A 19,238-nucleotide genomic window follows, 5' to 3' on the forward strand; every position below is an offset into this window, starting at 1 on the left:
CTATTAACCTGTATCCACCTAATAGCCAAGTAGTTTCGGGAGAAACATACTAATTTCTGGTATATACGTAACAAGCAGTAAGACTACAATTATCACGATATAAAATGGCAAAAGCGGTTTAATAACATCTTCTATATCCAAGTTGGCAATACTCGCCCCTACAAAGAGTGCACTACCAACTGGAGGTGTAATATTTCCAATACTTAAATTCAAAACTAACATAATTCCAAAATGAACCGGATCCAATCCAAAGCTAGTTACTATCGGTAAGAATATTGGTGTAAAGATAACAACAGCTGGAGTTATATCCATAAATGTACCGATGAATAGTAAGAATATGTTCAAAATTAATAGAATAACAATCGGATTGTCAGAAATACCTAAGATCATATCACTGATAGCTGTCGGAATACCTGTGAATGCCATCACCCAAGACATAATTGAAGAAGCTGCTACAAGTAAGGTAATAACAGCAGTAATCTCGACTGTCTCCATAATGATTCTTGGAATGTCAGTAAATTTAATTTCACGATAAAGCATAGCTAAAATGAAGGTATACGCTACTGCAACAGCAGCCGCTTCAGTAGCAGTGAAGATTCCTCCCAGAATTCCACCAATAACGATTACAATTAACATTAAACTTGGGATAGCTTCAATAAATGTTTTAATAGCTACTTTAAAAGTAACTTTTTCAGAAATAGGATAATTTCTCCGTTTTGCAATAATATAACCAACGACCATACAAGCTAAGCCCCACAAAATCCCTGGTATATACCCAGCGATGAATAAAGCAGCTACTGATGTTCCTCCACTTACTAGTGAATAAAGAATTAAAGCTCCACTTGGTGGAATAATTAATCCTGTCGGTGCAGAAGCAATATTAACAGCCGCAGAAAATTTCGGATCATATCCTTCTTTTTTTTGTAATGGTCCCATTACTCCGCCAATCGCCGCTGCTGCTGCAACAGATGAGCCCGAAAGAGAACCAAATAACATATTCCCTACGACATTTGCATGAGCTAAGGAGCCTGGCATTTTACCAACAAGTACTTTTGCAAAATTGATAAGTCGTACAGCAATTCCTCCATTATTCATTAAGGTCCCTGCCAGAATGAAGAAAGGTACAGCTAATAAAGTAAAACTATCAAGTCCTGTAACAATTTTTTGTGCTGATGTAAAGATTGCCATATCCAAAGGTATTACGATAAGAATAGCTGCCAAAGAAGCAATAACAATACTTACCGAGATAGGCACACTTACAACAAGCATAAGTATGAATACAATAACTAAAACAAGCCCTGCCTGTAATGCCATAATGTTCACTCCCCTTTACTAAATACCTAAAGCGTCATTTATTTAATGAAGAAATCTTTTTATGCTTTGTAAAATGCTCTTTTATATGGAGAACAGAATAGAATGAAAATAAAACCCCAGACACAATTAGACTTAAATATAAATACTGCATTGGCATTCCCAAAGCGGATGAAACCTGACCTATTGCGTTTTGATAAGCTTTTGTTCCTCCTACTAGAAGAATAACTACAATAAACATCAAGACAATTGCTTCAATAAATAAGTTTAAGTATAATTGGTATTTTCCTGGAATTTTCCTAGAAACAAACACTACGGCTAAATGCTTTTTCTTTCCATAAGCATAGGCAGCTCCAACCATTGTCAACCATATAAGTGCATATCTCAGGAACTCTTCAGATACAGTACTAGGAGCATTTAATACGAAACGAGTAAATACTTGCCAACATGCAATTAACACCATAACAATCATTAAGGAGCATGTTAAAAACGCTGTAACCCTATCAACCACTTTTCTCATAGGATCGTCACCTTCTCTTCATATTTTATAGGCCTCTCTTTCTGCATAAGAACTAATCAGAAAAGAGAGGCCTATTATCTTACACGTTTATTTAAGATGGCTTTGGAAATCATCAAAATATTTCTTATTTGTTTCATTTTCTGCTGTGTATTTTTCATGTAGAGGTGTTGCTGCATCGATAAAGGCCTTTTTATCAATCGTATAGAAGTTAACACCCATACCTTCTAATTCTTTAATGTATCCATCAATAGCAGTTGTCCAAACATCTTTATGGCTTTCAGTTGAAGCATTCGCTGCATCTTGAATTGCTTTTTGCTGATCTTCTGAAAGCTTATCCCACGCGGCAGTGCTTACAATAACAACATCTGGAACATATTGATGTTCTGTGTATGTGTATGCTTTCGCTACTTCTCCATGACCATTTGCTAGTGCACCTTCATTATTCTCTGCACCATCAATTACACCTTGTTGAAGAGACGTGTATACTTCTCCATATGACATCGGAGTTGGTGACCCACCCATTGCTTCGATCATCGCGATAGATGTTGGACTTTCCTGAACACGAATTTTTAGTCCCTTCATATCAGCAGGAGTTTCTACTTTTTTGTCAACTGTATAAATACTACGTTGACCTGCATCATACCAACCAATCGCAACATAACCATCGTCTTTTGTACCTTGGAAAATTTCTTGAACAGCTTCACTATTATCCATTACATGATGATAGTGCTCTTTACTTTGGAATACATATGGTAGTGAGAAGATAGCGTAGTTTGAATCAAACGCTTCCAAAGCACTTGCACTTACCTTCGCCATATCAAGAGTACCTGATTTTACAAGTTCAATAACATCACGCTCTTGTCCTAATTGTCCATTTGGAAAAACCTCAATTTTCGCGTTTCCATCTGAATTTTCTTCAGTAAGTTTTGATAGCTCCATTAATGATGTATGAACAGGATGATCTTCCGGCTGGTTATGTGCTAATCTCAATGAAACAGCTTCTGCACTGCCACCACTTTCTGCATTTCCAGCATTTTCACTCTCACTGTTAGCACCACATGCAGCTAATAATGATATAGATAAAATACCTGTTGCTGCCATTGAAAATAATTTTTTCATCTTCATTGAAATATTCCCCCTATTTAATAATTAAGTAATAACTTTCGTAGTTAAGTGTAATCCCTTTCATTTGTTATTAAAAAAATACCATTATAATAGATTGCCATGTTGCTTAGTCAAATTCCACGACGGCAAACGCTTTCAATCCTCATAAAAAATAAAAGGGTTAACGGTAGTTTTCAATAATAACAACGTTGTTATTACAATTACTATCCTACATGATTAACTATTTCTTTTCAAGTACTTTTCTAAATATTTTCATCTTTTTACTCCTGAAAGCGTTTGACATTTATATGTTTAACTGTGAAAATATCAATATATATTATTTTTAACTTTAATTTTAACAACGTAATTATAAATATAAAAAGATTTTAAAATAAAGATTAGTTGGTGAATTCACATGATCATTACAATAAAAGATATAGCCAAAAAAATTGGTGTTAGTTATTCCACAGTATCAAAAGCTTTAAATGATAGTCCGCTTGTAAAACAAGAAACAAAGGATAAGATTATAAAACTAGCAAAAGAAATGGGATATGAACCAAATTATGCAGCACAAAGACTTGTTTCTAAACGTTCTAATGTTATCGGGTTAATATGGCCAACATTAGAACGAGTTGCACCATCTGCCTTGATAACAAAGATTAATGAAGAAATAAGCAAGCACAACTACTCTATGATACTTTCCATAAATTCAATTGAAGAGTCAGTTGAAATGTTTAAGCGTTTCCAAGTAGATGGCGTTATTGTGTTTAATAGAGATAATATTCATATGCCTAAAACATTTCCAATGCCGATCGTTACTTATGGTGTAAATCAAAACAATTCAATTCCTGTTATTGATGTAAATTATAAAGAAGCAATGAATGCAGCTGTTGAGTACTTAAATAAATTAGGACATGAAAACATTGCATTTCTTGGTGACTTTTCTTTTATAGATGAAAGGCAAGTAGAAAAATATCAAGGATTCCAACAGGCTATGAGAAAATTCGGTCTTAAACTTAATAATTATAATTTGGTTAATACCGGAGGACTTGACTGGTATGATGGATACATGGCAACGAATCGTCTCTTGAGCTCCCCCTTTAAACCCACAGCCATTATTGGAACAAGTTACGATATAAGTGCTGGAATAGTCCGTGCACTAAGACAAGCAAATTATATTATTCCAAAAGATATGTCTGTCATTAGTTACGATAATATCCCACAAATGGAAAACCTAGAAGTTCCATTAACAAGTTTTGGTGTTCCTGTTGAAGATATTGCCCAACAGATGGTAACAACGTTGTTAAATTATATTGAAGATAGTGATACAGTGCCTTTAAGCCCTGTACTAACACCAAAAATTGCGGAACGAACATCTTGTGCTCTAGCTGGAAAAAATAATAAATAGTACGAATAGAGGTTGTCCTAAATATACTTAGGCACCTCTTTTTCTCATATAACGAGATTTTATCTTTCATGTTGGCATGTTATGATTTACCCCTCTTACAATGCTTCATCCTGAAACTTAAAGCAAAAAAATTTACGATTTTTGATTTAAACAGTCAAACCTTGCTTAATTTCGATACACAAAAAAGGAGACTTCACAAAAAACCAAGATGCTAATAAGGTATTTTTTGTGAATCTCCTAATCTCCCTCTTCTAAAGTAAATAATGTTCGTAGATTCTTAACAATATAATAACAACATTAGAAATGTATTTTTCTAGTGTATTTTTCATAATGGTATACTTACCCTACACATAATAAAGGGGGAATTAAGATGGATTTTAATAAAAGAGCATCGAATGCTTCAAAATTAGCTAGAGCTGTAGAATCTGGCTCGATAAATGTAAAAGAAATGGCTTCAATTGTAAACACCGCAAATAAATTTATATCAAGTATTGTTTTGCATGTAGAAAACAAAACAGTTGATGTTAAAAGTTTTCTTGGCCTAACTGTATCCTTAATGTCTAACTCCACTCAATATAAATTAGAAATTCATGGTGATGATGAAGTAGAAGCGAAAAAAGAAATGAAAAATGCTTTTGAGGAACACGGTATTAATGTAGAGATTAATTAATTCTGTTTCTTAAATATAAAATGGAAGGGAGTATTTCTCCTTTCCATTTTATTTTACACTTTTATATTTGATTAGCTCTTACTTTCCCCACAAATACTAATTAAATCTGATTACTTTACACCTCTGCTAAGATTTTTAGATTATCTACTCACTAAAATATTTAATCCCACTCTAATAAATTTAAAGTAAACTTCATTGGACCATTCAGTGTTTATCAGAATGACAATTGGAGCAGTATTTCCGAAATTACGGCAAGGATAATACTACAGAGATTTTCAGAAAAAAATGCTTTTGAAATGATCACATTTCAAAAGCATTTTTAATTTTAAATCATAGTAGTAACAATGTTAATTAAGCAGCATCTATCAGTTGTCACTTACGATTTTAAATTTTGCAACCTGATTTTGTAGAGTTTCGGCTGATTTTGCTAATCGTTCAGAACTTGAGGCAACTTGTTCCATGGAGCTGCTTGTTTGTTGTACAGAGGCAGCTGTTTCTTCAATTGCTGCTGCAGCTGTTTCCGAAACTTCAGCAATTTCTTCAATTGATTTATTGATTTCATCACTATTGTCCTCTATCGTGCTTAAATTTCCTGAAATCAATTGGACACCTTTTGTCATCTCTAGTAAGGCTTGATTTATCTCCTCGAAAGTTTCTCCAGTTGTTTTAATTTGATTTGTTCCATTTTCAACTTCCACAAAACCAGTTTGTAGTGACTCTGTTACAAGAGTAGAGTCAGCTTGTATATTTCCAACAATAGAAGTAATATCCGCTACAGAGAAGGAAACTTGAGCAGCTAGTTTTCTCACTTCATCAGCAACGACCGCAAAGCCCTTACCATGTTCTCCAGCTCTAGCCGCTTCAATGGCAGCATTCAACGCAAGTAGGTTTGTTTGATCAGCAATGGATTGAATCACTCCAACAAGTTTGGTAATTTCTTCCGACTGCTTTTCTAAAGTTCTGACCTTTTCTACCGCATCTTCAACAATCGTATGAATCGTGCTCATTTGCTGAATAGAAGAAAACATTAAATTGCTTCCCTTTTCTGTTAATTCAATCACATTCTTAGAAGATTGATAGACTTCTTTACCGCTTTTGCTCGCTTCGTTTACTTTACTGGTAAAAACCCTCATCGAAGAAGCTAATTCATTCGTTGAATTTGCTTGTGTTTCTGAATCTGAAGACAGCTCTTGTATCGTTAAGGCAACCTGACTACTGCCCTCTGTTACTTCAACAGCAGATTGAGTCAATTCTTCACTTTGTGCTGATACAGATTCTGATACTCTACTAATTTCTCCTAGCAATACTCTTATGTTTTCACTCATCTTGTTTGTTGCTTCAAATAATCTTCCAATTTCATCAGAAGATCTTGTCACTATCGGCTCTTGACTTAAGTCTCCATTAGCAAGCAATCCCATTCTTTTTGTAACAATTTGAATAGGCTTTGAAATGATTGACGACATATATATAGCGATGACAAACCCTATAACAGCTACTACAACACTAACTGTTAAGCCCATAGTAATGTTTGATTCGTTATTAACAAGTAAGTTGTTACCAGCACCTTCAATCATTTTCTCTCGATTATTAATTAGATATCTATAGCCGTTCATTATTTCATTTGCAGCTAGCCGAACTGAACCCTCTAGATTTTCTTTTGCAAGCTCCTCGTTTCCGCGTTTGTATACAGCAAAGACTTCATTTTGAACCCGTTGTTCCCATTCTATGCTTGAAGATACTAAATCTTTAAGCTCCTCTGAATCACTTATACTTAGAGCTTTATCCTCCACTTTCCTGCTTTTTTCTGTATACGTATTAAACTGATCTATATATTCCTGTTTTCCTGTTAATACATATCCCCTTGCAAGCCCGATTCGTTCCGCCATGTATTGTCCTAAGGTTTCATCAGCTATTAATAAAGGAATTTGGTGATTTATGATATTCTTCGCATCTGAGTTAATAGATTTAGAAGCAATAAAATTATAAGCTCCAAAAGCAATAGTTAACAAAATGACTATTGAAAATCCAAGTAGTACTTTTGTTCTGATTGATTTCAACTTAATTTTTTTAAAAAGCTTACTTTTCATCTTCTATCCTCATTTCTATAGATATAACAATAACCCCTTGCCCTCTAGGACAAGGGGTTATTCCCCATTTGTTATTAAGCTCTTTGTTTACGTGTCATGACGTCAAAAATTACTGCTAATGCAAGTACTCCTCCACGAATCATATATTGAGGCGCAATTCCCACACCCAATAAGTTCATTCCATTTGTTAAAGTAGCCATAACAATCGCACCAATAACTGCTCCTGTTACTTTACCAACACCACCGGCAGCAGAGACCCCACCAACGAATGCTGCAGCAATCGCATCAAGCTCAAATAATGTACCAGCAGTTGTTGTAGCAGATTGTAAACGTGCAGTAAATAAAATACCAGATAATGCAGAAAGCATACCCATTGAACCAAAAACTAAGAAGGTAATTTTACTTACGTTAATACCAGTAAGATGTGCCGCTTCTGGGTTACTACCTACCGAATAAATATGACGACCAATTACTGTTTTCGTTGTAATAAAATGATAAACAAGAACAACAAGTAAAATAATCATAACAGTCCATGAAAAACCATTGTAACCAGCCAATAACCAAGTAATATAGCCCATAATACCTGAAACAAATAGTAGCTGCAGAACAAAAATAGGTTTTGACACAACATCAAATTCATATTTTATCTTATTTTTACGGCTTTTTATTGCACTATAAATGTAGAATAAAATACCAACTAACCCAACAAGCAAGGTAAGTAAATGAAACCCACCTACTTCAGCAATTGAAGGAATATATCCATTACCAATTGCATTGAACGCATCATTATCAACGATAATTGTACCTGTTTTTTCTGTTGCTAATAAAATAGCACCACGATAGATTAACCAACCAGCCAAGGTAGCAACGAACGCTGGAATTCCAACTTTAGCTACTAGAAAACCTGTAGCAGATCCAGCACAAATACCAAGAATAAGAATGATTGGAATAACAATGAATACAGGCATATTAAACTGCATTAACAGAATTGCTGCTACTGCTCCAAGAAAGCCTGCTAGAAATCCGATTGATAAATCAATATGGCGAATAACGATAACCAGCATAACGCCGACAGCTAGAACAGCGATATAACCTGCTGAATCTAGTAAATTACTAATATTTCGCGAAGACATGAAAAGTCCATTAGTAAGTATTTGAAAAGTAATCATAATAACAATAAGTGCTATATACATACCATAATCACGTATATTATGTTTTAATAATCCTTTTAACTCGTTAATATATTTCATCTTACTACCTCCTATTGCGTCGCAAGTTCCATGATCTTTTCCTGACTGGCTTGTTCTGATGATAATTCACCTTTGATTTCGCCTTCAGCCATAACATACACACGATCGCTCATTCCAAGAACTTCACCAAGCTCTGATGAAATCATAATAATACTCATACCTTTATTAATCAGTTCATTCATAACTGTATAAATTTCAAATTTAGCACCAACATCAATCCCGCGTGTTGGTTCATCTAAAATCAATAATTTCGGTCCAACAAATAACCATTTCCCTAAAGATACCTTCTGCTGGTTACCACCACTTAAATTACCAACAAGCTGCTGTAAAGATGGTGTCTTTATTCCTAAAGATTCCCTATAGCCTTGGGCAATGACAATTTCTTCGTTTTCATTAACAAATCCATTTGGTGAGATATTTTTCAAGTTACCAATTGAAATGTTGCTTTTAATATCTTGTTGCAAAAACAATCCGTCACCTTTTCTATCTTCTGTCACATAAGCAATTCCTGCTTTGATTGCTTCACTCGGATGTTTAAATTTACCTGATTGTCCTTCTAAAAGTAAATCTCCTTGGATTTTATATTTAGCCGCATTACCAAAGATACTTAATGCAAGTTCAGTACGTCCTGAACCCATTAATCCAGCAATACCTACAATTTCCCCTTGCTTCACTTCAAGGTTCACATTACTAACTACATTACGACCAAGTAGTGGATCATAAGCTGTCCAGTTAGATAACTCAAGGACATTGGCACCAAAATCTTTCTTTGGACGTTTCGGATAAATATCTTCAATTTCACGGCCAACCATGTTTTTAATAATAGACTCTTCGGTAATTTCTCCCTTTGAGCCATCTAATGTACAAATTGTCTCTCCGTCACGCAATACTGTTGCTTTATCTGCAATAGCAGTTACTTCTTTTAATTTGTGAGAAATCATAATTGATGTGATTCCTTGCTTTTTTAATTCTAGTAGTAGTTGTAGCAGGTTCTCACTATCATCTTCATTTAGTGCAGCTGTTGGTTCATCCAAGATTAGTAGTTTAACTTCTTTGCTTAGTGCTTTCGCAATTTCTACTAATTGCTGTTTTCCTACACCTAGATCTTTAATGAATGTTTCCGGATTAACTTTTAAGCCTACTTTTGTTAGCATTTTCTTCGCTTCTACGATGGCTTTATTCCAATCTAAAATACCACCCTTTTGAATCTCATTACCTACGAATATATTTTCATAAACAGTCAAATCAGGGAACAATGCCAGCTCTTGATAGATAATCGCAATACCAACATCAACACTATCGCTTATTTTGTTAAATTGTTGAACTTCATTATTAAAAACGATATCACCTGAGTAGTTTCCAAACGGATAAACACCACTAAGCACCTTCATAAGTGTAGATTTTCCAGCACCATTTTCTCCTACTAAAAAGTGGATTTCTCCTCTTTCAACTTTAAAATTGACATTAGAGAGCGCCTTCACACCTGTAAATTCTTTTGATATTCCATTCATTTCTAAAATATAATCGCTCATCTTTTTGCCTCCTTAACAAGACAACTTAAAATTTAGGAATGAGTGTTAGACAGTAAGTCTAACACTCATTCCTTGAACTTCTATTTTTCTATTACTCTAGTCCTGTGAATTCACTTGCATCATAGTAACCAGAATCGATTAATTCAGCTTTCACGTTATCTTTGTTAACTACAATAACGTCTGTTTGTTTAGCATTAACATCAACACTACCGTTGTTATAAGTTCCAGTTGTTTCTGGAGTATTTCCATCAAGGATTGTAACTGCCATACCCATTGCATCTTCAACAAGTGTACGAACATCCTTGAATACTGTCATCGATTGTTTATCATCAATTACATATTGAATAGAAGCTTTTTCAGCATCTTGACCAGTTATTGTATAGCTAGAAACTGCACTGTCTGAAGCAAATACATCAGCGATTGAACGAGCAGTACCATCATTTGGAGCTAAAATTGCAATATCACCTTTTAGATCGGCACCAGCTGCTGTTAGGTTTGTTTGTGCTTTATTTTTAGCTTCGTTTGGATCCCAGTTCGTTGTAACCTGACCTAATACTTTACCTAACTCATCACGAGTAAGAGTTGCTTTATCTTTTAACGCTTCTGCTTCACTAGAGTTAGCGATTACAAAAGTACCATCAGCAATTTTTGGTTGAAGAACTTTCCAAGCACCTTCGAAGAATAAGAATGCATTGTTATCAGATGAAGCACCAGCATATAAGTAAAGAGGTACACCAGTTCCTTGTACATTATCAACTAAATATTGACCTTGTGCTTCACCTACAGCAACACTGTCAAATGTTACATAATAATCAACTGCATCTGTATCAGTGATTAAACGATCGTAAGAAATAACTTTAATTCCTTCTTTTTTAGCCGCTTCTACAGCTGAACCAGCTGCTGGACCGTCATGTGGAGCGATAATTAATACATCTATTCCTTTACTAATTAACGTTTCAACGTTTTCTTTTTCTTTTGCAGAAGAACCTTGGCTGAATAGAATTTCAGTTGTATATTCAGAGTCTGCTAGAGCTGCTTTAAATCTTTCTTCATCTTGAACCCATCTTGGCTCATCTTTAGTTGGTAATACGATACCAACGCTTACTTCACTGCTTCCGCTTCCCCCAGTGCTGCCACTGCTACAAGCTGTTACAAATGTTAATAAAATACCTACTAATAAGACCGAAAGTAATTTAAATCCTTTTTTCATTCTATTTTTCCCCCTCTAACTTGTTGTAAGTGCTTACAAATAAAATATACCATCTAAATTAGGGAATAAGAGCGCTTACTTATAGTACTATTTTATTATTCATCTGTACTTTTTTAACATTGTGAATTGGACAAACATCAAATCTGAGAAGTTTTTTTCGGAGACAAAAAAGTCATTGTAGGTATTTTTAAACTCTAATTCTATTTACCACATAATATAGGAAAAAGGGGGATTCATCTTCAACCATATAAAAAATGGAGCTCGAATTCAATCGAAGCTCCATTCTGTTGATCTATTTTTAAAATGGCTAATCAGATTTATTATTCTTCAAATAAACTTCTTCTCTAGTATGGAAACCGTCAGCAATAATTGTGTCATCTATATTTGTTTGATTAACAATAGTTGGTGAGAGAAGGATCGAAGGCACTTCCATTTTACCATTGTTTACTTTTACAACATCTCCAATTTCCTCGTCCTTTGCTAGCTTGATGGCAAGCTCAGCAGCTAGATCAGTTAGCTCTTTAATTGGCTTATAAATAGTCATTGCTTGCGTTCCATCAACAATACGCTGAATAGCTGCTAGATCTGCGTCTTGACCAGCAACTGGAATTTTACCGGCAAGCCCTCGGCTCTCAAGTACCTCAATTACTGCACCAGCTGTCGCGTCATTAGCTGCAATCACCGCATCAATGTTGTTATTATTTGCATCTAAGGCAAGCTCTATATTATCTTTTGCATTTGCCGGCTCCCAATCTTTCGTCCACTGATCAAATACAATAGTAATATCTCCTTTTTCGATATGTGACTGTAATACGTCAAATACACCTTTTTTCGCCATATGTGCATTATTATCTGTTTCAGCTCCACCGATATAGACGTACTTACCTTTTGGAACAATACCTAAAATGGCTTGCGCTTGAAGAGTACCCACCTGTTCATTATCATAAGATAAATACATATCAACTTCTGCATTTTTCACAAGACGATCGTATGATAATACCTTAATTCCTGCTGAATGTGCTTTCTCTACAATAGCTGCGGTTGATTCTGCGTTATGTGGCACAATGACTAATAAATCAATACCCTTACTAATCATCGTTTCTGCTTGCCATATTTGCAAAGCATCATCTCCATGTGAAGCCATGACCTCAACCTCTGCACCTAAATCTTCAACTGATTTTTTAAAAAAGTCTCTGTCTTTCAGCCATCTCTCTTCTGTTAAAGTATCCATTGCAAAGCCAATTTTAATAGGTTGATCTTCCATCTGTTCCTCTGTCGGCTGAAAGTTTCCCGTATTTGATTGTGGATTAGTGTCATTGTTTCTATTATCCTGTTTTTCACACCCAAGAAGAAATAAAAATAATATAAGTACCAACATTCCTGGATTTCTTAGGGAAAATAACTGTTTAATTTTAATCGCTCCTATACAAAGGTATTATTCAACTTTAGAAAGCAACTTTTTACGGTACTCTTTTGGAGAAGAATGACAGATTTTTTTAAATACCTTACTGAAGTAATTTGGATCATGATAACCAACTTCAAATGTTATTTCTTTTAAACTTTTTGACGGATCTCTCATCAATTTCTTTGCTTTTTCGATACGGCATTCAGTTAAAAAGTGTATATAGTTGATCCCAAGTTGTTCTTTAAAAATTTTACTAATGTAAATTGGACTTAACCCAACTTCTCTACCAATTGCTTCTAATGAGATATCTTTATGAGCATGATCAATAATATATTGTTTAATGTGTTGAATGATATCAGCTTCCATTGCTGCATGATTTTCCTCATGTGACATTCTTAATCTTTCTAACAAATGACTGGTTTCTGCTCGAAGCTGCCTGTAATCAGTTGACTTAAAGGAATACAGCTGTACATCAGATTCGATTCCCATCTCACTTAATACACGAGAGGCGATCCAAAACATTTCCATCACTTTTTGCTGGGTTTGCTTTAACATCGTACCTTCCTGCTCTAAACGATCAATAATGGTCGTAATTCTATGAAAGATCTCATCCCATTCTCCATTACGGATATGTTCAAAATATTGCTGTTCATTTTGCTTTGTTGTTTCCTCATCAAAGCCAGAGACAAGCGCAGGTAATTCATCATAAAATTGAAAACTCCTCGGAATTGACGTATCTCTCGTTGCAACTAACGACTCTTGATACGACTGCCTAATTTGATCTAAAGAGCTGTATACAGTTCCAATTCCAACAAATAATTTGTTATCTTCACTAGATGAATTTAATGACAAAATCTCCCTAGATAACATCGTAGCTTGATTACGGAATGATTGATCTTTCTTTCGGAATACTATAATAGGAAGCTGACGTCCATATAAGGCCCCAACCCAAGCATTTCCTGTTTTACTTACTTTTTCTCTTACCGTAGAATAGGAGGCTTCAAAGCCATTTGGTACAATGACACTAATCACAAACTTTTCTTCTGTTGATTGTATGTCTAACATCTCTAATAATTCTTCTAAATGAATTTCATGAACATGATCAAACAGCAACTGTGTTACAACATCAGTCTGAAACAAAGACATCGCTTTTTGCAGCGTATATTGCTGCTGTTTGTTTACCTCAAGTCTTTTTTGTTCAACTCTAATTTGCTCAAGTACTTTCTCAACTGTATCGACTATTTCCTTAACACGACTAGGCTTGACCAAATAATCGACTACACCTAGTTTCATCGCTTCTTTTGCATAATCAAAAGTGGCATAAGCAGTCACTAAAATAAATTTCAAGTCAGGATGATCTGATTTGATTGTTTCGATTGCCTCAATACCAGTTATACCAGGCATTTGAATGTCCATAAATACTAGATCAGGTTGAAATTCTGATACTAATTCAATCGCCACTCTTCCATTTTTAGCTTGTTGAATCGTAATATCGTTAAAATTCTTCTTTAGAATGGCTTCTAATCCATCTCGTTCAACTTGTTCATCGTCTACAAGTAGTATTTTAATCATTTCTCACCTCTCCTTTCTTTCAAAAGCTTGATACTTACTTTCGTACTAACTCCTAAGGTACTTTCAATTTTCATCACATCTTCCATACTATTAAAAAGACGAAGACGCTTCATTACATTACTTAAGCCAATTCCAGATGAATGTCCATTTGCTGTATTTACCTTTTCTTCTAATATTTCTTGAATTTTTTCCTCTGTCATCCCAGGACCATTATCTTCCACTTCAATAGTGACTAAATCTCCTTCATCTTTAATTCGAAACCAAATCGTACCTCCTTCTTCATTTGGTTCAACGGCATAAATAACAGCATTCTCTACAAGTGGCTGCAAAGTTAGACCAGGAATCTTAATAGAAAGGCATGATTCATCGATTTCCATATAAAAATTAAGTCTATCGGTATATCTTGTTTTTTGAATATCAATATATTGTTGCATCACGTAAACCTCATCATAAAGTGTCATAGGCTTATCCAAATGCTTCAAATTATACCGCAATAAACCAGCGACACTAACTAATAAGTCACTCGTCTCTTCAGATCCTTCCATATAAGCTTTTTTAGAAAGTGTATTTAACGTGTTAAACAAAAAATGAGGATTAATTTGACTTTGAAGATTACGCAGCTGACTTTCTTTAAGTAGTAGCCTATTCTGCTGTAATTCATTTTCTAACTGTGCATTATGATGAATATCTGAAATTAAATTGTTAATATTTAAACGCATACGATCAAACGTCTTCGCTAAAAAGGCAATTTCATCACTCGAATTCACTTCCACTTTTAAATCAAATCTTCCTTTAGACAGCTCGTTTGCCGCAAGTGTTAACTTCTCCACTGGTTTCGTAATTCTTTGTGAAAACCAATAGGTAAAAAGTAAAAGACCAACCGTAATCAATAATAGTAACCAAGTTCCCAGTTGCTTAAGCTCTTCTGACTGATTAATAATCCCTCGATAAAATAAGTCATATGTTTGAAGCTCAAGATCAATTAACGTGAGTGCCATTTCCGAGATATAGTTAGAAATATGAGTTGCTTCATTGAATGCTTTCATCGAGTACTCAGTTTCAGCCTCTGAATGGAAAGATAAAGCTGAATCAATTGTCTCCACTAGACTCTCAATCAAGTTAATATAATTAGTTAAAGCCAACTCATTCTCCACATTTTTAAATGTAGCAACTTCACTCTTCATGCTTTGAATGTCTTTTTTATTCTTAGTAACCGCTTTTAAATTATCATTAGAAGGAAGTAGTAAAAAGTTATTCAAAGCAGTTACAGTATCTTCACTTTTTCTTGATATTTCATTTAATACTAAATATCGTTCTAGAATACCGTTATACTGATCGAGCATTTTTTGGTTATAGGATATGAGCGAAACCCATGTTGTCGCCATAATCAAGAGGACGATTAACACAAGTCCCCAAATTTTCTTTTGTATACTGTTCATTTCAAATCCACCTGTTTCACCATTCGAATATCAGTAAAATAACCGTCTAAATTTAGTGGTAAAACCTCTTTGTTTAACCACTTCATCATATATTCCACACTAAGACTCCCCATATTTGAAGGAGACTGCTCAATCATGCCATCAATTTTTCCTTGCTCCAATAATGATAGAGATGTAGGGTCATCGTCAAAAGAATAAATATAATACGTTTCCGCGTTGGAGCGTCTATCAATTTCCTCTACAAGATTATCAGCAAATTTAGCATTTAACGTGATAAAAGCATCTACATCTGGTGATCTGTTTAATAAATCCTTAGTTGTGGCAATAACTTGCTCTCTGGTATCTTCTGTTTCTGCTTCAAGCAGTTCAATATCCTGATAATTGTAGAGATATTCTTTTATACCCTCTAATCTTTGTGTTTGATAATATTCCTGTCTTTCATCAAGCATGATAGCAACTTTACCGGATTTCCCCATATCCTTTACCAGTTGTTCTGCAATCATTTTACCTGCTAATAACTGATCAGAACCTACATATGTCCTACGCAGACTTTCTGCCATCGGTACATCATTAGCTATTGTAATAACTGGCACACCATATGAAGACGCTTTCACTTTTGTTAACTCCTTAAATTCCTCTGTATCTAATCCCTGGACAATAATTCCATCTACTTGCGAATATATTGCTATTTCTATTTGTTTCAGGAAATCTTCCTGATTATTGCCATAGCTTCCCCAAATCTCAAGCCTTGCTCCATCCCGTTTTGCCTGTTGCCTCGCTCCAGCACTTACTTGATCCCAAAACGGTGTATCTAATTCCTGAGTAATCAAAATGATTCGCTTGTCAGTAAGCTCCTCAGTTGAGGCCTCTGGTAACTGCCAGTTTGTATCAAATACTTCCACTGCAGAATCTACCGTATAATAAAAAAGGATGATACAAGTAATGACGCTTAAAAATTTAATGATACTTCTCATGAAATGTAACTCCTCTAGATTAATAAACTGATTTTCATTATAACAGACAATTAAATTAGTAATATATATTTATCTAACAAATGTTGTTGACTACTCTTGTATGGTTACGGGTTTAACGGCGGGGGGATTTTTGTCGAAAGTTGTCTAATCGATGATAAATTTAAAGAATCGATGATAAATCTGAAAAATCGATGATAAATTCGGAAAATCGATGATAAATCCAAAAAATCGCTGATAAAATCCAATCAGCACTGAATTACTAATGCTTACAAAGGGAGAAGTTTCTTTATTTTATTATTATGACTTATCTTATTGAGTTTGTTGGCTTTTTGTAAAGGTATTTTTTTAAAGATTGTATCTATTTTAGCTAATTACAGGTTAAAAACACTTAACTATTGTGTAAAAGGGAAACACTTCTAAAAAGTTAGATTCAACTAGACTTATGTTGTGCTATTTTCTTCAAGTTAAAAGCAAGAAGCTTTAATGTAAGACAAAAGAGAGTCAGCCGCACGATAAAAATAAGCGATTGACTCCCTCTTTAAGACTGCCTTCAATATATAATTTTATTAACATCTGTTGTTGGTTCCCGATATAATAAAAAAACGTCTAAAACCCTTATTTTAAGGATTTTCAGACGACTCTAATTTAGTTGTGTTAATAGGTATATTACACCAAGCTTTAACAATAAATTGTCATTTATTGTTAAGGTTATACCTCCTCTTCGAATAAGTTATGAATCATTCTCTCTCACTACTCTTGGTCTTCTCATTCTTTTCATCAATGCTTGGATTTTCTTGATCTTTTTCACTTCTTTGATTTTTATTCTCCTCTGTTTCTTCACTCTCTTTTACAATAGGAGCTTGTTTTATCTTATCTTTTTCTTCATCTCTTCTCTCTACCGGTTTCGGATCTTCTTTTTGAGGTTTATCTATTGGTTGTTCCTTTTTCACTTCTTTATTTTCCTGCTCATTTATTGACTTTTGTTTGTCCCCACTATTGTCTATTTTCGTTGATGCTTTTTCCTTTGATTCAGCTTCTTTTTGAATTTGATTTCTACTTTTTTCACTACTATTTTGATCTTCATTTCCTTTTGTTTGATCGTTAGGTACTTGCTCTTTTTTTGGCTCTTTTATAAAGCCCTTTGATTTTGCTACCTTTTTTTCCGTGTTTTTATGCTGATCAGTATCATTTGGTATCAATTGACTTTCCTTATTAGGTTGAGATGCCATAGATTTTAATTCTACAATTGTTTTTCCTTTAATATCATTAAGATCTTCTACGAGTTCCTTTTCTACAAGATCTTGATATTGTTTATAATAATTTACTGATAGATTTAATTTTTTAGCTTCTTTATATTCAACCAGTGCTGCTTCTTTAACTTCAACTTGGACGTGTTCTCCTTGTACATAAGAGGTTAAAGCATCATTAATTTCTTTAACAGGCAATGTTAAATCGTCTTCTGCAAGTGAAATTAAGCTTGTTGTAATCATAGGATTTTTAGCTAGATATCCTTTTTTCTTAGCTTCCTTTACAATTAAATCTATCATAGACAAAACATTTCGATTCGAATCTTTTACAGAAGAAACAATCTTTTCCCCATCCTCATTTAAAGCTATTAAATCAATCACTTCCCCTTTGTCGCTAACTTCCATCTCGAGACTCGGGTTAATATCTATGACTAATAAATATGAAGGCTTAACTGTTTGAAAAATAGAAAATGAGATAAATGATAAAATTATGAGAGCTGCTACAGATATATATGGTACCCATCTCAAGGAAGAAGCTTTTTCAACATAGGTGATAGATTGTCCTAAAAGTGGAACCTGTTTAATAGCATTTTTCGGGACATTTTTATATCTACCATTATCTTGAAGTATGACAAGGTGAAGCTCTGTAATCTTCACGACAATTCCTTTATATGCTGTATGTTTCATAACTCTTCCTCCTTTCCTTGAAAATCGATTATATATGCAGATAGCTGCACCCACTGAGGATTTAGTTTAAGCAGAATAAGTGAGATGAAATATTTTCGATGCTTTTCCAATGTCTTCTTAGAATAGCCTGTCTTTTTGCAAAACAAGGACACCGGTAATCTCTTTTTTAAGAAAAAGTGATGTTTACACTCAGCATCTAAAATAAACACATCTGACAGTTGATATAATTTTTTCCTAGTATCCTTATGCTTTGGGGAATGCTTTTCAAGCTCCTCAAAAGAAACCTTGAATTCATTTAGGGCATGATCAAAGTCAATAATTTCATCAACTAGCTCATTAGATGTCAACGAACGACGATAGGTATCTACTGATTTTTCCACATCCATCATATTGTTACCTTGTTCAGAATCTACAAAAGTAATAGACAGGTGTTGTTCACTTTTTTCTCTTTTATAAAAATCGATTAAGTCACGCTGTATTAAAAGATAGGCATAATTAAGAAATGTTCTACCACTGTGTTGCTCAAACGTATCAATAGCCTTATTAAAGGCAATCAAACTTATACTAGATTCTTCTTCACTCCAGCTAATATATCGCTTACAAATGTGAGACGCAGTATTGAGAATATATGGGCGATAATGCTGAATTAGTTGCTCTCTAGTCAACTGATCACCATTTTTGCAATTTGTAATAACCGAGATAAGCTCATCGTTGTTCATCCTATCACCCGCTTACATAGCCTTTTTTCACTACTGTACATGATATGATATTTGAGGTAAAGGCGTAATGAAAGAAACAACTACCAAAAAGAGTGGTAGTTGT

At 34.3% G+C, this 19,238-nt stretch carries 15 protein-coding genes; 2 read left to right on the forward strand and 13 right to left on the reverse strand.

The genetic code is table 11. From position 1 onward, the window contains the following. Positions 1-18: 18 nt before the first annotated feature. From FS935_RS12040 to FS935_RS12050, 3 genes are all read right to left on the reverse strand, one after another. A complete protein-coding gene (locus FS935_RS12040; RefSeq protein ID WP_146948836.1) occupies positions 19-1,314 on the reverse strand; it encodes a TRAP transporter large permease in 1,296 nt (431 codons plus the stop codon). Between the two features lie 34 nt (positions 1,315-1,348). Beyond that, entirely contained in the window at positions 1,349-1,831 is a 483-nt protein-coding gene (locus FS935_RS12045) for a TRAP transporter small permease (protein ID WP_146948837.1), read from the reverse strand. Between the two features lie 87 nt (positions 1,832-1,918). After that, positions 1,919-2,956, reverse strand: a complete 1,038-nt coding sequence (locus FS935_RS12050; protein WP_146948838.1) for a TRAP transporter substrate-binding protein — start codon at positions 2,954-2,956, stop codon at positions 1,919-1,921. Positions 2,957-3,350: 394 nt separating this feature from the next. On the opposite strand from FS935_RS12050, the gene FS935_RS12055 reads away from it, so the two are divergent. After that, the gene (locus tag FS935_RS12055; RefSeq protein ID WP_146948839.1) at positions 3,351-4,343 is read left to right on the forward strand and encodes a LacI family DNA-binding transcriptional regulator; all 993 of its coding nucleotides are present in this window, start codon (positions 3,351-3,353) and stop codon (positions 4,341-4,343) included. 370 nt (positions 4,344-4,713) lie between these two features. After that, positions 4,714-5,013, forward strand: a complete 300-nt coding sequence (locus FS935_RS12060; protein WP_439116643.1) for an HPr family phosphocarrier protein — start codon at positions 4,714-4,716, stop codon at positions 5,011-5,013. A gap of 365 nt (positions 5,014-5,378) precedes the next feature. Here the strand turns inward: FS935_RS12060 and FS935_RS12065 are convergent, their stop codons facing one another. The 10 genes from FS935_RS12065 to FS935_RS12110 all read right to left on the reverse strand — a co-directional run bounded on the left by FS935_RS12065 (position 5,379) and on the right by FS935_RS12110 (position 19,135). Then, a complete protein-coding gene (locus FS935_RS12065) occupies positions 5,379-7,100 on the reverse strand; it encodes a methyl-accepting chemotaxis protein (protein WP_146948840.1) in 1,722 nt (573 codons plus the stop codon). A 74-nt stretch (positions 7,101-7,174) separates the two neighbouring features. Then, positions 7,175-8,350, reverse strand: a complete 1,176-nt coding sequence (locus FS935_RS12070; protein ID WP_146948841.1) for a sugar ABC transporter permease — start codon at positions 8,348-8,350, stop codon at positions 7,175-7,177. Positions 8,351-8,361: 11 nt separating this feature from the next. Beyond that, positions 8,362-9,882, reverse strand: coding sequence for an ATP-binding cassette domain-containing protein (locus tag FS935_RS12075; protein WP_146948842.1), 1,521 nt, complete (start codon positions 9,880-9,882; stop codon positions 8,362-8,364). 91 nt (positions 9,883-9,973) lie between these two features. Next, positions 9,974-11,092, reverse strand: a complete 1,119-nt coding sequence (locus FS935_RS12080; RefSeq protein ID WP_146948843.1) for a sugar ABC transporter substrate-binding protein — start codon at positions 11,090-11,092, stop codon at positions 9,974-9,976. A gap of 307 nt (positions 11,093-11,399) precedes the next feature. Continuing rightward, complete coding sequence (locus FS935_RS12085) at positions 11,400-12,470, reverse strand: sugar ABC transporter substrate-binding protein (RefSeq protein ID WP_146948844.1); 1,071 nt, start codon at positions 12,468-12,470, stop codon at positions 11,400-11,402. 57 nt (positions 12,471-12,527) lie between these two features. Next, the gene (locus FS935_RS12090; protein WP_146948845.1) at positions 12,528-14,069 is read right to left on the reverse strand and encodes a response regulator; all 1,542 of its coding nucleotides are present in this window, start codon (positions 14,067-14,069) and stop codon (positions 12,528-12,530) included. Further along, positions 14,066-15,508 (reverse strand): sensor histidine kinase, encoded by a 1,443-nt coding sequence (locus FS935_RS12095; RefSeq protein ID WP_146948846.1) that lies wholly within the window; start codon positions 15,506-15,508, stop codon positions 14,066-14,068. Before FS935_RS12095 ends, FS935_RS12090 begins: the two co-directional genes overlap by 4 nt. Further along, positions 15,505-16,482, reverse strand: a complete 978-nt coding sequence (locus FS935_RS12100) for a sugar ABC transporter substrate-binding protein (protein ID WP_146948847.1) — start codon at positions 16,480-16,482, stop codon at positions 15,505-15,507. The genes FS935_RS12095 and FS935_RS12100 overlap by 4 nt, the downstream gene beginning before the upstream one ends. 737 nt (positions 16,483-17,219) lie before the next feature. Beyond that, positions 17,220-18,416, reverse strand: coding sequence for an anti-sigma-I factor RsgI family protein (locus tag FS935_RS12105; protein WP_146948848.1), 1,197 nt, complete (start codon positions 18,414-18,416; stop codon positions 17,220-17,222). Then, positions 18,413-19,135, reverse strand: coding sequence for a sigma factor (locus FS935_RS12110; RefSeq protein ID WP_146948849.1), 723 nt, complete (start codon positions 19,133-19,135; stop codon positions 18,413-18,415). The genes FS935_RS12105 and FS935_RS12110 overlap by 4 nt, the downstream gene beginning before the upstream one ends. Positions 19,136-19,238 lie beyond the last annotated feature (103 nt).

Source organism: Metabacillus litoralis (assembly GCF_007994985.1).
GTDB classification, from domain to species: domain Bacteria; phylum Bacillota; class Bacilli; order Bacillales; family Bacillaceae; genus Metabacillus; species Metabacillus litoralis.

Bases quoted from the DNA above. Each gene is read 5' to 3' on its own strand.
- FS935_RS12080 (WP_146948843.1), bottom strand. From the start codon at position 11,092: ATGAAAAAAGGATTTAAATTACTTTCGGTCTTATTAGTAGGTATTTTA.
- FS935_RS12050 (WP_146948838.1), bottom strand. From the start codon at position 2,956: ATGAAGATGAAAAAATTATTTTCAATGGCAGCAACAGGTATTTTATCT.
- FS935_RS12070 (WP_146948841.1), bottom strand. From the start codon at position 8,350: ATGAAATATATTAACGAGTTAAAAGGATTATTAAAACATAATATACGT.
- FS935_RS12060 (WP_439116643.1), top strand. From the start codon at position 4,714: ATGGATTTTAATAAAAGAGCATCGAATGCTTCAAAATTAGCTAGAGCT.
- FS935_RS12090 (WP_146948845.1), bottom strand. From the start codon at position 14,069: ATGATTAAAATACTACTTGTAGACGATGAACAAGTTGAACGAGATGGA.
- FS935_RS12065 (WP_146948840.1), bottom strand. From the start codon at position 7,100: ATGAAAAGTAAGCTTTTTAAAAAAATTAAGTTGAAATCAATCAGAACA.
- FS935_RS12100 (WP_146948847.1), bottom strand. From the start codon at position 16,482: ATGAGAAGTATCATTAAATTTTTAAGCGTCATTACTTGTATCATCCTT.
- FS935_RS12040 (WP_146948836.1), bottom strand. From the start codon at position 1,314: ATGGCATTACAGGCAGGGCTTGTTTTAGTTATTGTATTCATACTTATG.
- FS935_RS12055 (WP_146948839.1), top strand. From the start codon at position 3,351: ATGATCATTACAATAAAAGATATAGCCAAAAAAATTGGTGTTAGTTAT.
- FS935_RS12075 (WP_146948842.1), bottom strand. From the start codon at position 9,882: ATGAGCGATTATATTTTAGAAATGAATGGAATATCAAAAGAATTTACA.
- FS935_RS12085 (WP_146948844.1), bottom strand. From the start codon at position 12,470: ATGTTGGTACTTATATTATTTTTATTTCTTCTTGGGTGTGAAAAACAG.
- FS935_RS12110 (WP_146948849.1), bottom strand. From the start codon at position 19,135: ATGAACAACGATGAGCTTATCTCGGTTATTACAAATTGCAAAAATGGT.
- FS935_RS12095 (WP_146948846.1), bottom strand. From the start codon at position 15,508: ATGAACAGTATACAAAAGAAAATTTGGGGACTTGTGTTAATCGTCCTC.
- FS935_RS12045 (WP_146948837.1), bottom strand. From the start codon at position 1,831: ATGAGAAAAGTGGTTGATAGGGTTACAGCGTTTTTAACATGCTCCTTA.
- FS935_RS12105 (WP_146948848.1), bottom strand. From the start codon at position 18,416: ATGAAACATACAGCATATAAAGGAATTGTCGTGAAGATTACAGAGCTT.